Consider the following 14,675-nt stretch of genomic DNA (forward strand, 5'->3'; position numbering starts at 1 on the left):
ACGCATTTCCACAAAACTTTGTAAAGCAGTGCAGGAGTGAGATATTGTTATTATGTTATAGCATTTCAGAGCTTGTTTTACCTTGCATATGGTGAATCAGATAATCAGGTCCACCTGCTTTAGAGTCCGTACCCGACATATTAAATCCACCAAATGGCTGATAACCTACAATTGCAGCTGTACAACCGCGGTTGAAGTAAAGATTACCGACATGGAAATCTTGTCTTGCTTGCTCAAGATGGGTACGATTATTGGTAATTACGGCACCAGTTAATCCATACTCTGTATTATTGGCAATCTCAATCGCTTCATCAAAGTTCTTTGCCTTTGTAAGTGCAACTACTGGTCCAAAGATTTCTTCCTGCATAATTCTTGCTTCTGGACTTACATTACCAAAAACAGTAGGATTTACGAACCAACCTATACGATTATCACCTGAGCCGCCTGCTAATAATTCTCCTTCTTGCTTGCCAATTTCGATGTAATCCATAATTTTATCATAAGCACCTTGATCAATAACTGGTCCCATAAAATGAGAGTTATCATGTGGATTCCCAGCTGATAATTCTTTGGTAAGCTCTACGACTCTATCTTTCACTTCTTCATAGACATCCTCATGTATGACAGCACGTGAACATGCCGAACATTTTTGTCCTGAAAATCCAAATGCAGATTGTACAATCGATTCAGCTGCCAACTCTAGATCGGCTTCATTATCTACTACGATGGTATCTTTTCCACCCATTTCAATAATCGTACGTTTCAGCCACTTCTGACCTTCTTGTACTTTAGCAGCACGCTCAAAAATTCGTGTTCCAACCTCACGTGATCCTGTAAAACTAATAAACCGCGTACGTGGATGATCAACTAGATAATCCCCTACTTCTTTACCAGGACCCGGAATGTAATTGATAACTCCAGCAGGCATACCCGCTTCTTCCAACACTTCCATTAGCTTATAAGCAATTACTGGTGTAGCACTGGCTGGTTTCAACAATACCGTATTACCTGTGACCATAGCTGCTACCGTTGTACCGGCCATAATTGCAAACAAGAAGTTCCAAGGTGAGATCACAACCCCAACGCCTAATGGGATATAATGGTATTGATTGTATTCAATAGGACGACTGTTGATCTTGACACCATCTTTTAACTCAAGCATTTGACGGCCATAATATTCAAGGAAATCAATTGCTTCTGCTGTATCCGCATCTGCTTCTTTCCACGGTTTCCCACCTTCTTTAATTAAATGAGCTGTGAATTCATGTTTTCTACGTCGAATAATTGCCGCAGATCGAAAAAGAATATCCGCACGGAATTTCGGGTCTGATTTCCGCCACGTTTCAAATGTTTGATCTGCAACTTTCATTGCTTTTTCTGCTAATTCTTGATTCGCTTTCGAAACATAGCCAACTACTTCTTCTTTATTAGCAGGGTTAACAGAAACGATTTTATCTTCTGTTGTAATGCGTTCTCCCCCAATAATTAGTGGGTATTCCTTACCTAGATCCTTCTCTACTTTTTTTAATGCATGAAGCATTTGTTGCCGATTTTCTTCCACTGTAAAATCTGTAAAAGGCTCGTGTGTATAAGGTACTACCATATGAAAAACCTCCTAATTATAGTTTACTAGTCCAAATGATGAAAACGTTTTCACTACTTGTGAAAAGAAGAAACCCTAAAGCATATGCAGTGCTTATTAATTTAATCATTACTGTAATCAATAAGTTGTCTAGCCTGTTGCGGGTTTTTTTCTAGTTACTAATAAGAAATAGATCGTAGCTACATTAATTTGAAATTTGAACTAAGAAAATTTTCTAATAATTTAAGCGAAAAGTATTTAAGTATCACTTAAATTATGTTTAAATAAATTATAAGATATTTTTTGCTTTTTCGTCAACTGTTTTTTCATACCATTCTATAAAACTAGGAATTGTGAACTATCATGAACCGTTTAGCATAAGGGGCGAGTATACCATGACAAATTCTGAAAACCTTGGAAACAAAGTAAAGAATCTGCGAAAACAAAAAAAGTTAACATTGAAGCAAGTCTCTCAAGAAACCGGTCTTTCCATTAGTTTTTTGTCACAATTAGAGCATTCCAAAACATCTGCAACATTACTTTCGTTAAAACGAATTTCTGAAGCACTCGGGGTGAATCCAAGCTATTTTTTTTCTTCAGAAACACAAGGTTCCCGTTCGGCAATTACCAGAAATATTGTTGATACGAAAAACCTGACAGAAAATCGATTTATTTATAAAGATCTTTCGGGAGAAATGGAAAACCCTTTGTTTGTACCTAATTTAATAATTTTGAATCCAGGGGATAATCGGGGGAATAATTTTACACATAAAGGTCAGGAATTCCTCTATGTATTAGAAGGCACTCTAACCATCGAAGTTAACCATGAAGAAGTCCTATTGCAACCATATGATTGCATATTTTTGGAATCATCCACCCCGCATAATTGGTATAATCGAACCGATAAAACAATTAAATTTTTATGTATTTCTTCTACTGAATAAGGATTAATATCAATGGACTTTGGAATGATTGTAACCATTGATTATCGAGGGCACCTATAGGAAGGCTAAGCAGAGGCGCAATCATTGAGAAAATAGGGCTGAAAGTATTTAAACGGCAACACATTGGAAAATAGGCTTTGTAGAGAAAGGCTACAGAATGAAAACGATTAAAGTTAATGTTGTGATCTATTATAATCACTTTGCAAGGGCTTATTCCATAAAAACTAGGTCTTAAAAAGGCTCAGCACCTTGCTGAGCCTCTTGATTTACAAATGATTATCAATAAAAATGGTTAATACCCGAGCGGGTTCATTATTTACTGGTATAAACAGATGCGATTTGTTCCCTTTAAAGAAAGCACTATCTCCTTGTTCCATATGATGTTTGCTTTCTCCATAAAGTAATTGAATCTTTCCTTCCAGAATATAGATAAACTCATCCTGTGAGTGGGTATACGCTTCTTGACGAACATTCATGTCACGCGGAGTAACGTGTACAATCGTCGGTTCAATGCCAGTAAACCTTGAGCGATTGGCTAATAATTCATAGGAGTATCCCATATTTTCATCGCCTACTTTGAATTGTCGCTCTCCATGCGGAAGCAAAACAAGATCGCGATCATCGTGATCATCTAATAGCCATGATAATGGCACATGTAATACTTCACTAATTTTGGATAGCGTGGCAATTGCTGAAGCAGTCTGGCCATTTTCTATTTTTGATAGAAGACTTTTGGAGATACCACATTCATCTGCCACTTGCTGCTGTGTCTTTTTTGTTCGTAAACGCATCTGTTTTATTTTCTTTCCAATATTATTTAGATTTATTGCTACTCTCTCCTTCCAGTAAAAAAACCGTGACTATCTTAAACTAATTATAACAAAAGAAGCTAGATTACAGCAGTTACATGGTGAAGGCATTTATCAGAAGCTATTTTCAATAAATCAAACATGGGACTTCCACTGATGTTTGAGTTAAACTTCTTCCATGATAGAATAGTACAAAAACAACGTCAATTGGTAGGAAAAGAATCATCAGTTCAGGTTGATTAACATCTAAAAATCAGAATATACCGATAAAACGGGAGTATCTTTTGACAAAGGGGTGGTACAATGAAGCAAAAGCTGCTGTTATTCCTTTTATATTTTCTCAGTTTAACGAGTGTATATAACTATTTCCAATTCGTTCAGAGACCGATTGATGGAAACGGGATTGGCATTTCCTATCTTTTTATTATGATTAATGAGAACGTTAGTAATCATCAAATATCCATATATGCTTCGAGCTTTCTAATTATCGGTCTTTGTTTATTCATCCTTACTTTACTTTATCATTTAACCAAATATCGGCATCCAAGTCAGTAGTGTCTCTACATAGGGAACAGGACAAAAGTCATGTAGCTAAACAAATTACGACTGTCTTTCATGAATTTGACTTCTGCTATATTATTAGATGAAATGATTGAACGCATCATCTATTAAAGATCTGCAGTAGAAATCGTTGAAACCCAGCACAGACCTAAGATCCACTCGGATAGGCGATATTTTGCTCGCCCAAGTTAGCTGACATGCTCACGAAAAGCGAAACGATTTCCACTGCGAAAGTATGGTTCGCCTACTTATTTAGAAATTCATGGTTTCTCAGCCATATACTCTAATAGAAAACTGCTTAAACAGCAGTAAAGATATTTGTCTTTCCACCTGTACCTTGAACAACTGCCAAACCTAAAATTGCTTGAATAAGTTCACCAAGATCAATATTTTGAGCATCCACAATATATGCTACGGTGCCTCCCCCAATTGGGAAGTTATTACATCCAATAATATAAAGATTCCCCTGCTCAACCGAGAAGTTTTTGACTTCTGGAGCATCTTCACCTGGAGCTGTACATCCCGTTTCTACTTGATCACCTTCATACGTTAATACAATAACATCACCTAGTGTTGGAACTGGTACGGTAATAGCCACACTAAATTCCTCCTTTAAATTTTGTTTATCTTGCAAGATCATCCTATGATGTAATTCAGTCAGTGCATAGGTTGATAGAGGAAGTTAGAAGAAAATGATGATAGAATCTATTAATACTTAGGCAAATAATAGGGTTTTAACAAAAGATCAGAAGCTTTGGTGTTATTTTAAGGGGATAGAAAATAGATAAAGCGAGCGCTCTCCAAGCTGATGCATTCATTTCCATACCTTTCAACCGCAATCATGATGAAGAAAATGAACAATAAAAAAACTACCCGAATATAACTTGTATATTCGGATAATAATTTGGATTTTCCTTTAGTTAATTACTTACAAGAAGGAACCTCTAAACTTATTGCCATACATCTTCCGCTATCTCAACAACATGACGTATTTTTTTCCATTGCTCTTCTTCTGTTAAATTATTTCCTTCCTCGGTTGACGCAAATCCACATTGAGGGCTGAGACAAAGTTGGCCATAAGGGATATACGTAGCGGCTTCTGCAATACGTTTTTTAACCAAGTTTGGATCTTCCAGCTCCGCAAATTTTGATGTAACCAAGCCCAATACAACGTGAAGGTCGTTTCTATTCACATAAGATAAAGGTTCAAAGCCACCCGATCGATCATCATCAAATTCAAGGAAAAGCCCATCTACATCTAATCCTCCAAAAATAGTTTCTGAAACCGCATCATATGATCCTGTACTGAAATAGTGTGAGCGGTAATTACCACGACAAATATGCATCGTTATTAACATATCGTTTGGACGTTCGGCAATGGATTCATTAATAACACTTCTACAGACTTCCATTAATTGTTCCGGATCAAAACCTTTTTCTCGGAGCGATTCCCTGCCCTCATCTGAAAGAAATGAACTCCAAGAAGTATCATCTAATTGCAAGTAGCGACAACCAGCATCATAAAAAGCTTGGATTGCTTTTTGATATGTGTTAATTAAATCTGGAATCACTTGTTCCATATTTTCATAGACATTTGTTTCTATATCAGCTCGCACTAGCAACATATTCGGACTTGGGATTGTCTGCTTCGCAACATGCTGGTCTCCGACGGCTTCATGTAAGAACTTATAGTCTGCAAGAAAAGGATGGTTTTCACTAAAGTCTACTTCTCCAGTGACACGAATCGCACGTTTTTTTGTTTGAATTCCAGAAAATTGCAATCCTGCTTCGGGTACAAATTCTTCAACTCCAATCAAACCTTCTAAGAAGTCAAAATGCCACCATGCACGACGAAATTCCCCATCTGTAATTGCCTTTAACCCTGCTTTCTTTTGTTTTTCAACTAATTTAATTATCTCCGTGTCTTCAATGGCTCGGAGTTGTTCGTTCGTGATTTCCCTACTTGCCTTTTGAATTCGAGCTTGCTTAATCCGATCAGGTCTTAAAAAACTTCCTACATGATCCCCTTTAAATGGTGCTTTTTTTTCTACTTTTGTTGCCATTTTATCCACTCCCTAATTTTTTATGTAATAAAAAAGCCTCTTCTAGCTAAGAAGAGACGCTGTAATAAACGGTGTCATCTTCTTATCTCTCAAGTTTAACTAAACTTGCTAGAAGTAGCACCTTGTCTTCACAAACAGGTTGCTGAGGCGTCTACGGGCTAGTCCCTTGACCTCTCTTGATAAGAATTCCTTTTAAATATTTAATATCTATCATAGCAATTCCACAATAAAAATGCAAAAGGTTTTGACAATTTTTTTATTTATTTTCTAGTTGACGTCAACGTTTTATAAGGATATATCGCATGAAAAAGCTAAATAATACAACAACTAACATAAACACCATCCAGCGCCAATTAAACGATTCAGCAAGTAGATTTATCCCTAAGCTAACGATACCTAGAATCATTGATAAAATAACAAACAAATTAGCTATAATCTTATCGGCATATTGAGGCGATCGTACCGACTCCTCCTTAATTCCTCTTTTTTCTCTCCAATTTGTTCCAATCCATTCTAGGATGGGCATGGCAATTAATAAAAACAGCAGTAAATAATGAAGCAATTCCAAAAATGGCATATGCTCAGATGAATAAATGCTTGCAAAAGCACCAGCAACGGCAAATCCAAACATGACAAATCGGTCAACCAACGGTGTAAAGATTGGTTCTTGTAAGTAACGTTTTAAGTTCTTCATCCATGCAGTCACTCTCCTCATATAACTAACTTATAACAGTTTTTCTTTGTTAAGCGTAACATCTCTTATTAGTTAAGGATATACCTTCTTCCATTCACGCATGAAAAAGGATGATTTAACACATGGTAACAAGAGAGATCATTCATTATTATGAAATTCCATTATAAGGCGATAAGGGAGGTTATCTGATGGAACAATCATGGCTTTCATTAATTCCATTTATTATTGTTATTGGACTTTCGATCTGGCAAAAACGAATTCTTCCTGGTTTAGTACTTAGTCTGGTTGTAGGAGCTTTTCTATTAGAATTCAGTATTTTGGACGGGACAAAGGAGACGGTCAGCTATATCGTAACTACCTTGGCTGATCCAGGAAATATTAATATTATCGCTTTTTTATATCTATTTGGCGGATTAATCGGCATGATGCAAATCTCTGGTGGTGTGAAGGGATTTTCGGAGTGGGTTGGTAACAAAATTGACTCTGAACGCGGGCTTCTAGCGGTCATTTGGTTAACTCTCCCCTTTACCTTTATGATGCCAATGTTTCGAATTATGATGATTGGTCCTGTGATTAAATCCTTATTGAAAAAAGTCAATATATCAAATTGGAAAGTTGGTTTTACCATGGACGTATCAACCAGCTCTGTTATTGTATTGTTACCTGTAGCAACAGCATTTGTTGGGTTTATGGTTTCACTGATTGAGGGCGGTATTCAAAAACATAATTTGAATGCAGATGCTTATCAAGTTTTCCTATATAGTATCCCTTTCAACTTTTTTGCCATCGTCATGCTAATTATTGGATTGATTTGGACCTTCTGGTCAAAGCCAAAAAAGAAACAGACAAATAATGGTCCGCAAGACGGGGAAGAAGGGAAACATCATCGTGCTAGCATAAAAAAAGAATTAGAAATGGTAAAGGCACAACCTTGGAATTTAATTGTCCCATTGTTTTTACTACTTGGACTTACCTTATTTCTATTGTGGCAGGATGGGGTGGAAAAAGGAGCTACTAGCTTGTTCAATGCCTTTGCTGAAGCTGATGCTACTTTCGTCATCCTGCTTGCTGTTTTTATTACGTTAATCATCACATTTATTTTCTACATGATTCGTGACCAAAAATTAGGGGAAACGATTTATCATTTTTATGATGGGGGAAATCAATTAATGGAAGCGATCATCCTTCTCGTTTTAGTATGGTCTCTTTCGCTTGTTACGGAGGACCTTGGTTTCTCTCAATTTATTGAAGCAACACTAGGTTCTTTTCTCCCAGCCTTTACAATCCCTGCTATTGTTTTTATCGTCGGATCGATCGTTAGTTATTTTCTCGGATCATCTTTTGGAACGTGGGGGATATTTATGCCACTTGGTGTTGCTCTAGCAGCTTCCACTGGAGCTTCACTGCCAATGACAGTTGGTGCCGTCTTTGCAAGTGGATCATTTGGTGCCATGACCTCTCCACTTGGCGATACAACCATTACGACGGCGTCTATTTTAGAAGTTCCATTAATTGATTATGCACGGTATAAATTAAAGATTGTTTCCATTGGGCTTGGAATTGCAGCTGTCTTATACCTAATAGCGGGATTTTTTATCGGTTAAGATAAAGATGTTTTCCGTTTATAGAATATATTCTTTACCTTATCTGATTATAAGGAGGTTCTTTGAAAATTCTAAGTAAACAGGCTGTCGAGACTTTTTTCCGACAGCCTAGAAAGAATTTTCGCCTTTTTTAAATTAGTTGATAAACCCTAGCTTCATAAGGCCTTAATACCAATTGCTCCAATTGTTCTTCTTTATCTACATCGTAATTACTTAGTAACAACTTCGCTGATGATTGATCTGTAATGCTGACCAATACTTCCTCCTCAAATAAATTCACCATAATGAACATTTGTTGATTTCCATCGGTTCTTGTATACGCGTATACCTTATCATGATCGGCTAAAGAAAGATCATATTTTCCATAAATAAAGACTGGATGTTGTTTTCTTAATTGAATGAGCTGTTTATAGTAATGATAAATGGATGTTGGATCCTTTATCTGTGCAGCAACATTGATATTTCTATAATTTGGATTGATCTTCATCCAAGGGGTACCCGTAGTAAATCCTGCTTTTTCTTGGCTACTCCACTGCATTGGTGTTCTTGAATTATCTCGCCCATTTTTCCAAATAATCTCCATCACATCTTGATGATTTTTCCCATTCGCCATCTCTTCTGCGTATAAATTTTTCATGGAAATATCATTATAATCATCAATGGACGCAAATTGGACATTTGTCATTCCAATTTCCTGTCCTTGATAAATAAATGGTGTTCCTTGCATGAGAAAGTAAAGAGTAGCCAACCCTTTTGCTGATTCCTTCCAATATCGATCATCATTTCCCCAGCTTGAAACCGAGCGTGGTTGATCGTGATTTTCCAGAAAAAGAGCATTCCATCCGTCGCTTTCAAGCCCTTTCTGCCATTTAGATAATGTCTCTTTTAATGCGTGAATATCTAATCCACCAGACGCACTTTTCCCCCATAAATCCAAGTGCTCGAATTGAAATACCATATTGAATTTCCCTTTATGTTCACCAACCCAAAGATCTGCATCATCTACTGTCACCCCATTTGCCTCACCAACAGTCATGATATCATAATGATCAAATGTCTCCTGCTTTAATTCCGCTAAAAAGTCATGAATACCTTTCTGATTCATGTGACCATCAAAAGAAGGTACGTATTTCTTATTCTCCGGATTTGGCATATCCGGAAAACCTGGAGCCTTTTTAATATGCGAAATGGCATCTACTCGAAAACCGTCAATTCCTTTATCTAACCACCAGTTCACCATCTCATATAAAGATTGGCGGACTTTCGGGTTTTCCCAATTCAAATCAGGTTGTTTACGAGAAAAAACATGCATATAATAGGCATTAGTTGGTTCATCATATTCCCAGGCCGATCCCCCAAAAATGGATTCCCAATTATTGGGGGATCGATTGCCTTTTGCTTCATGCCATATATAATAATCACGATAGGGATTATTTCTTGAGGACCTTGACTCCATAAACCAAGGATGCTCATCCGACGTGTGGTTAATGACTAAATCCATAATTAATTTCATATCTCGCTGATGTACTTCTTCCAATAATTGATTAAAATCTGTCATGGTGCCAAATTCAGACATAATGGCTTGGTAATCACTAATATCATACCCATTATCATCATTTGGGGATTGATAGACAGGACTTAGCCAGATTACATCAATGCCTAAATCTTTAAGGTAATCTAACTTATCAATGACTCCTTGAATATCACCAATTCCATCTCCATTTGAATCCATAAAGCTGCGAGGATAGACCTGATAGGCTACCGCTTCTTTCCACCATAGTTTTTTCATCGTCCCTCTCCTTCATTTAACTAGTTCCATTCATCGTTCCATTTTCTATCGTCACTTCCACACCGAAATGATCGGAAATCACTGGTTTATTGATACCATTAAATATCACACGCGACAATCGTACCTTGTCCTTTGTCGACGTAAAAATAAAATCAATTCGTTTATTTTCGTTATTCTTTTCCCAACCTGCAATTTCACCAGCTACAGTAATTCCACTATCCTTTTCTCCTGCCAGTTGGAAGGTGTCATTATAACCTAAATGTTGCACATAGGCATACCCTTCCGCTTCTATATTAGACGCATTATTAAAATCGCCCATTAGATAATGTGGAATCTGTTTATTTACATTTGTAACGAGTTGATCCATCTGGCAACGAAACGGCTCTTCTTTGTCCTGCCACCATCCCATATGACAAGAATAAAATGCATATGGTATCCCATGATGATCAATGGTCAATCCTACCACCTTACGTGTTTTCCAAAATTCTGGATCATCACTTTGACTTACCAAGAACTCTGTTTGGTCAAGAATTGGACACTTTGTCAATAAAGCAACCCCTTCTTCACATTGATCATAAGCAGTATGTGAGAACGCCCATGTATATTTATAAGTTGATCCCAAATCATTTAGCTTTTGTACAAGTAATAATCCAAAATTATCCTTTTTCAAACGATCTGTTACTTGTTCCGATACAATAGATTGACTTACTTCTTGTAAAGCAACAACATCATAAGCAGCCTCATGAATTGATGCAGCAAGGATGTCCAGCTTCTTCCATTGATCTTCCTCTTGCCAAGAATGGCAGTTTAGTGTCAATAATTTCATCTACTCCTCCTCCAGGTAATCGATTACCTTTGATTTAAGCACATCTGCTTTTGGTCCGTAGATTGCCTGAACGCCAGTATCTTTTTTAACAAGCCCCATTGCACCTGTCTTTTTCCAATCCGTTTCAGAGGCAACTTGATCTACATCTTTTACAGAGACTCTAAGACGTGTCATACATGCATCTACTTCCAAGATATTCGCTTCACCCCCAAGTAAGCGGACAACTTCTTTCACTTCTGTATCTTTCGTATCTTTTGCTCTTGCTGTTTGCGTAGAGCTGTTGTTTTCCTCTTCTGTTTCATCGTCTTCTGAGTAATTACCGGCACGACCTGGTGTTGGTGAGTTTAATTTCCTGATTAAGAAGTGAAAAAGGAAATAACTAATTGCAAAGAAAACAAGACAAGTAATTACAAAGTTAATAATATCACCGATGAGCCCTGCATTGATTGCCATTGGTAATCGAGTAGTCAATTCGATTAACCCAAAGGAGTGTAAACGCAAATCTATTAAATCTACCATTGCAAAACTTACTCCAGCTATAAGAGCATAAACAAAGTACAATACTGGTGCTGCAAACATAAACATAAACTCAATCGGTTCCGTTACCCCTGTAATGAATACGGCTAGTCCCGCAGAGAAAAACATGGACTTGTATTTTGTACGCTTATCTATATCAACATTACGATACATTGCAAGTGCCGCTCCAATTAATACTGCACTGGATAAAATCATCTGTCCCATTTTAAACCTAGCTGGTGTTACTTCTTGTAGCAACGTATGATAGGCTTGCATATCACCAGCTGCTTGCAAATTGACTAGATCAGAAACCCAAGCCAACCAAAGTGGGTCTTGACCTGCTACCACTTCACCAGCCGATGCTCCGGTCATTATCGTATAGGTTCCGCCAAGCTCCGTATAGTTGATTGGAACCGTTAGCATATGATGTAAACCGAATGGTAACAACAATCGCTCTAACATCCCAAAGACAAATGGCGCTAGAAATGGTGCAGAGTCTTTAGACGATGCTAACCAAATACCAAAATCATTAATCAGTCCCTGAATAAATGGCCATACAACAGCCATGATCACAGCAATAATTACCGACCACAGGATAACCACAAATGGTACAAAACGTTTTCCATTAAAGAATGATAGGGCTTGTGGTAGTTTGCTAAAGTTGTAGTATTTATTATAAATTGCCGCTCCAATAAAACCGGAAATAATTCCAATAAATACCCCCATATTAAGCGCAGGTGCCCCTAAAATTGAAGTGAAATAATTATCCACGACCAATTCACTTCCAAATAAAGAAGTAACTGCCGCCTCCGGATTGGTAAACATATCGTTGGTAACACCAAATATAACACCAGTAATTCGATTAATTAATATAAACGCTAGTAAAGCTGCGAATGCCCCTCCGGATCGCTCTTTTGCCCAAGAACCGCCAATGGCTACAGCAAATAAAATATGTAAGTTATTAATAATTGCCCAGCCAATATCTTCCATCACTCGTCCAATCATAAGGATAAAAGATATATCTTCCACTGACATTGCAATTACTTTCCCTAACGAGATCATAATTCCAGCTGCAGGCATTACAGCCACAACAACCAACAACGCCTTCCCTAACTTCTGCCAGAAATCAAATGAAAACATGTTTCTCTGCTGCTCCCTCCTTATTATTAATGCAAACGATTTCTCAAATGAATCGATGGTTCCTTAGTTTTTCAAAAACTTGAAAACACTTTCATTTTACTAAAAAATAAAACATATACGTTATCAAAATTCTACTTATTTAATCCTATTCTCCCAACCATATGTGCAAACGATTGCATTAATTCTATAAACATAGTATAGCAGAATCAATGGAAGGTCAAGTACTTGTTATGATTTTTTGTTTATGTTCATCAAAAAACAGACTGTAATTATTGTTCATTTAGGAGAAAATACAGTTACATGTTGAGAGTATTTTCTATGGTTTTATGCATAAAGCGTTTCTGATAGTTCGCGTACAGAGGTACTACTATAGCAGGGGACAAATAAACTACTTGAACTTCAAATAGAATATGTATCCTGAGAATAAAGTCGATTACCTCATATAAGCATAATCGACTTACCATTATAGAATGTTATAAAAGGATTTGAATCTTATTATTTCCCCCCTAAGTTAGCAATCTTGTCATAGGGCATAGCGTCATTCATCATATGATGAAAGGTTTGTTGACCCATGATCTCATCACTAATGGTTTTCAGTAAAGTTACAGTTGCTCTAAAAGGGCCAGACCCACAACTAAGCCTCTCAATGCCAATATCTGATAACTCGGTCAAAGAAGGCATTCCAGGGCTGGCCAATAGATTAATAGGTAAGGAAAGTTCTTCTCTGAGATGTTGGATAATCGTCTGGTCTGTTAATCCAGGAACGAAAATACAATCCGCTCCCGCTTCCTCAAATTCTTTAGCACGTCTAACGGTTTCTTTCAATCGCATTGTTGCATCTCCAACATGGAGCCAGTATGTATCTGTACGAGCATTTATAAATAATGAAGCATCATCAGTGGCATAGGAAAGTTCCTTGATAGCTGCAATTTTTTCTTTTTGAAAGGATAGATCATATAGTGGTTGATCTGGTTTGCCTGTACCGTCTTCAATATTTATCCCAACAACTCCAGTAGCTATAATTTTTTCTACTGTTTCTAAAACCTCCCTAATGGTTTCTCCGTATCCTGCTTCAATATCTGCGCTGACGGGGACATTCACAGAACTTGTAATCAACTGAATGACTTCAATCATTTTTTCCAGTGGAATATTTCCTCCATCCTTATACCCCAATGAAGCGGCAATACCAGCGCTTGTCGTTCCAATCGCTTCAAATCCACTTTCTTCAAACATCTTAGCACTAATGGCATCCCACGCATTTGGAAGAACAAAGCTGGATGACTGCTGATGTAGATGATGAAAGTTACTCATTTTTAAAGATCGATGGTTTTGATCCATAAAAAAACCCCTTTTCATGAATTAAATTTGAAATCACTTATAATCTATGATTATTGTAACCTATGGATAGTTCAACTATAATCGAAATATGGAATGCAGAAGGAGATGAATACAAATGAGTGTGAATCCAAATGTGGCCGAAGTTGCTTCTCTCCTTAGTGAACCTTCAAGAGCAATGATTCTAACTAGTTTAATGGATGGGCGTTTTCATACAGCAAGTGAGTTAGCCTATATGGCTGCCATTAAACCCCAGACAGCCAGTTTTCATCTCTCAAAATTAGTGAAGGGGAACCTTGTTACTGTCGAAAAGCATGGACGATATCGTTATTATCAACTGGCAAGTCGAGAGGTTGCATGTATTTTAGAATCTTTTCTTACTATTTCAAAACCACCCGAAGTGCGTTCATTAAAACAGTCTAGCCAAACAATCGCCCTTCGTAATGCCAGAACGTGCTATGATCATTTAGCAGGACGGTTAGGTGTAGCATTAACTGAATCGATGGTGAATTTGGGTTATTTGCGAAAAGGAGAAAAAGAATTTGAGGTAACCTCTAATGGAGAACGGTTTTTTCAGGATTTCGGATTGGAACTTGCGGATCTAAGAAAAGAACGTCGTTCCTTCTCCCGTGTTTGTTTGGACTGGAGTGAACGGCATCATCATCTTGCTGGTGCTTTAGGTCAGGCCATAACTTCTCATCTTTTTGAATTGAATTGGATTAGCAGAAAACCTTTAAGTCGTGCCGTTACGATTACCGATAAGGGACAGAAAGAGCTCAAAAGATACTTTAACTTAAGCATTTAAACTCCTT

Annotated in this window: 13 protein-coding genes and 1 riboswitch; of the genes, 4 read left to right on the forward strand and 9 right to left on the reverse strand. The window is 37.3% G+C overall.

The window, feature by feature from the left end; genetic code table 11:
• Positions 1–55: 55 nt before the first annotated feature.
• The gene (gene pruA / locus M948_RS26140; protein WP_021289338.1) at positions 56–1,603 is read right to left on the reverse strand and encodes an L-glutamate gamma-semialdehyde dehydrogenase; all 1,548 of its coding nucleotides are present in this window, start codon (positions 1,601–1,603) and stop codon (positions 56–58) included.
• A gap of 374 nt (positions 1,604–1,977) precedes the next feature.
• Between pruA and M948_RS26145 the strand changes: the two genes are divergently transcribed.
• Positions 1,978–2,526, forward strand: coding sequence for a helix-turn-helix domain-containing protein (locus M948_RS26145; protein WP_021289339.1), 549 nt, complete (start codon positions 1,978–1,980; stop codon positions 2,524–2,526).
• 266 nt (positions 2,527–2,792) lie between these two features.
• Here M948_RS26145 and M948_RS26150 read toward each other — a convergent pair whose 3' ends face one another.
• Positions 2,793–3,353, reverse strand: a complete 561-nt coding sequence (locus tag M948_RS26150) for a helix-turn-helix domain-containing protein (RefSeq protein ID WP_031335044.1) — start codon at positions 3,351–3,353, stop codon at positions 2,793–2,795.
• Positions 3,354–3,638: 285 nt separating this feature from the next.
• Here M948_RS26150 and M948_RS26155 point away from each other — a divergent pair, with 285 nt between their 5' ends.
• Positions 3,639–3,890 carry a hypothetical protein gene (locus tag M948_RS26155; protein WP_021289341.1) on the forward strand — a complete coding sequence of 84 codons (252 nt, stop codon included), beginning with the start codon at positions 3,639–3,641 and terminating at the stop codon, positions 3,888–3,890.
• Positions 3,891–4,194: 304 nt separating this feature from the next.
• Here the strand turns inward: M948_RS26155 and M948_RS26160 are convergent, their stop codons facing one another.
• The 3 genes from M948_RS26160 to M948_RS26170 form a co-directional block, all read right to left on the reverse strand.
• Complete coding sequence (locus M948_RS26160; protein ID WP_021289342.1) at positions 4,195–4,494, reverse strand: hypothetical protein; 300 nt, start codon at positions 4,492–4,494, stop codon at positions 4,195–4,197.
• A gap of 352 nt (positions 4,495–4,846) precedes the next feature.
• Positions 4,847–5,959, reverse strand: coding sequence for a 5-methyltetrahydropteroyltriglutamate--homocysteine S-methyltransferase (locus M948_RS26165; RefSeq protein ID WP_021289343.1), 1,113 nt, complete (start codon positions 5,957–5,959; stop codon positions 4,847–4,849).
• A 79-nt stretch (positions 5,960–6,038) separates the two neighbouring features.
• Positions 6,039–6,145, reverse strand: a riboswitch (SAM riboswitch).
• Between the two features lie 91 nt (positions 6,146–6,236).
• A complete protein-coding gene (locus tag M948_RS26170; RefSeq protein ID WP_021289344.1) occupies positions 6,237–6,653 on the reverse strand; it encodes a hypothetical protein in 417 nt (138 codons plus the stop codon).
• Between the two features lie 188 nt (positions 6,654–6,841).
• Here M948_RS26170 and M948_RS26175 point away from each other — a divergent pair, with 188 nt between their 5' ends.
• Positions 6,842–8,257 (forward strand): Na+/H+ antiporter NhaC family protein, encoded by a 1,416-nt coding sequence (locus M948_RS26175; RefSeq protein ID WP_021289345.1) that lies wholly within the window; start codon positions 6,842–6,844, stop codon positions 8,255–8,257.
• A 130-nt stretch (positions 8,258–8,387) separates the two neighbouring features.
• Here the strand turns inward: M948_RS26175 and M948_RS26180 are convergent, their stop codons facing one another.
• The 4 genes from M948_RS26180 to M948_RS26195 all read right to left on the reverse strand — a co-directional run bounded on the left by M948_RS26180 (position 8,388) and on the right by M948_RS26195 (position 13,866).
• Complete coding sequence (locus M948_RS26180) at positions 8,388–10,046, reverse strand: glycoside hydrolase family 13 protein (RefSeq protein ID WP_021289346.1); 1,659 nt, start codon at positions 10,044–10,046, stop codon at positions 8,388–8,390.
• Between the two features lie 16 nt (positions 10,047–10,062).
• Entirely contained in the window at positions 10,063–10,872 is an 810-nt protein-coding gene (locus M948_RS26185) for an endonuclease/exonuclease/phosphatase family protein (protein ID WP_021289347.1), read from the reverse strand.
• On the reverse strand, positions 10,873–12,528 hold the full coding sequence (locus tag M948_RS26190) for a PTS transporter subunit IIBC (RefSeq protein ID WP_021289348.1): 1,656 nt from the start codon (positions 12,526–12,528) through the stop codon (positions 10,873–10,875).
• 495 nt (positions 12,529–13,023) lie between these two features.
• Complete coding sequence (locus M948_RS26195; protein WP_021289349.1) at positions 13,024–13,866, reverse strand: isocitrate lyase/PEP mutase family protein; 843 nt, start codon at positions 13,864–13,866, stop codon at positions 13,024–13,026.
• A 115-nt stretch (positions 13,867–13,981) separates the two neighbouring features.
• On the opposite strand from M948_RS26195, the gene M948_RS26200 reads away from it, so the two are divergent.
• Positions 13,982–14,668, forward strand: a complete 687-nt coding sequence (locus tag M948_RS26200; RefSeq protein WP_021289350.1) for an ArsR/SmtB family transcription factor — start codon at positions 13,982–13,984, stop codon at positions 14,666–14,668.
• The last annotated feature ends 7 nt before the right edge of the window (positions 14,669–14,675 follow it).

Source organism: Virgibacillus sp. CM-4 (assembly GCF_000445495.1).
GTDB classification, from domain to species: domain Bacteria; phylum Bacillota; class Bacilli; order Bacillales; family Amphibacillaceae; genus Virgibacillus; species Virgibacillus salexigens.

Excerpts from the sequence above, each read along its gene's own strand:
- pruA (WP_021289338.1), bottom strand. The coding sequence starts at position 1,603 with ATGGTAGTACCTTATACACACGAGCCTTTTACAGATTTTACAGTGGAA.
- M948_RS26145 (WP_021289339.1), top strand. The coding sequence starts at position 1,978 with ATGACAAATTCTGAAAACCTTGGAAACAAAGTAAAGAATCTGCGAAAA.
- M948_RS26155 (WP_021289341.1), top strand. The coding sequence starts at position 3,639 with ATGAAGCAAAAGCTGCTGTTATTCCTTTTATATTTTCTCAGTTTAACG.
- M948_RS26165 (WP_021289343.1), bottom strand. The coding sequence starts at position 5,959 with ATGGCAACAAAAGTAGAAAAAAAAGCACCATTTAAAGGGGATCATGTA.
- M948_RS26170 (WP_021289344.1), bottom strand. The coding sequence starts at position 6,653 with ATGAAGAACTTAAAACGTTACTTACAAGAACCAATCTTTACACCGTTG.
- M948_RS26175 (WP_021289345.1), top strand. The coding sequence starts at position 6,842 with ATGGAACAATCATGGCTTTCATTAATTCCATTTATTATTGTTATTGGA.
- M948_RS26180 (WP_021289346.1), bottom strand. The coding sequence starts at position 10,046 with ATGAAAAAACTATGGTGGAAAGAAGCGGTAGCCTATCAGGTCTATCCT.
- M948_RS26185 (WP_021289347.1), bottom strand. The coding sequence starts at position 10,872 with ATGAAATTATTGACACTAAACTGCCATTCTTGGCAAGAGGAAGATCAA.
- M948_RS26190 (WP_021289348.1), bottom strand. The coding sequence starts at position 12,528 with ATGTTTTCATTTGATTTCTGGCAGAAGTTAGGGAAGGCGTTGTTGGTT.
- M948_RS26195 (WP_021289349.1), bottom strand. The coding sequence starts at position 13,866 with ATGGATCAAAACCATCGATCTTTAAAAATGAGTAACTTTCATCATCTA.
- M948_RS26200 (WP_021289350.1), top strand. The coding sequence starts at position 13,982 with ATGAGTGTGAATCCAAATGTGGCCGAAGTTGCTTCTCTCCTTAGTGAA.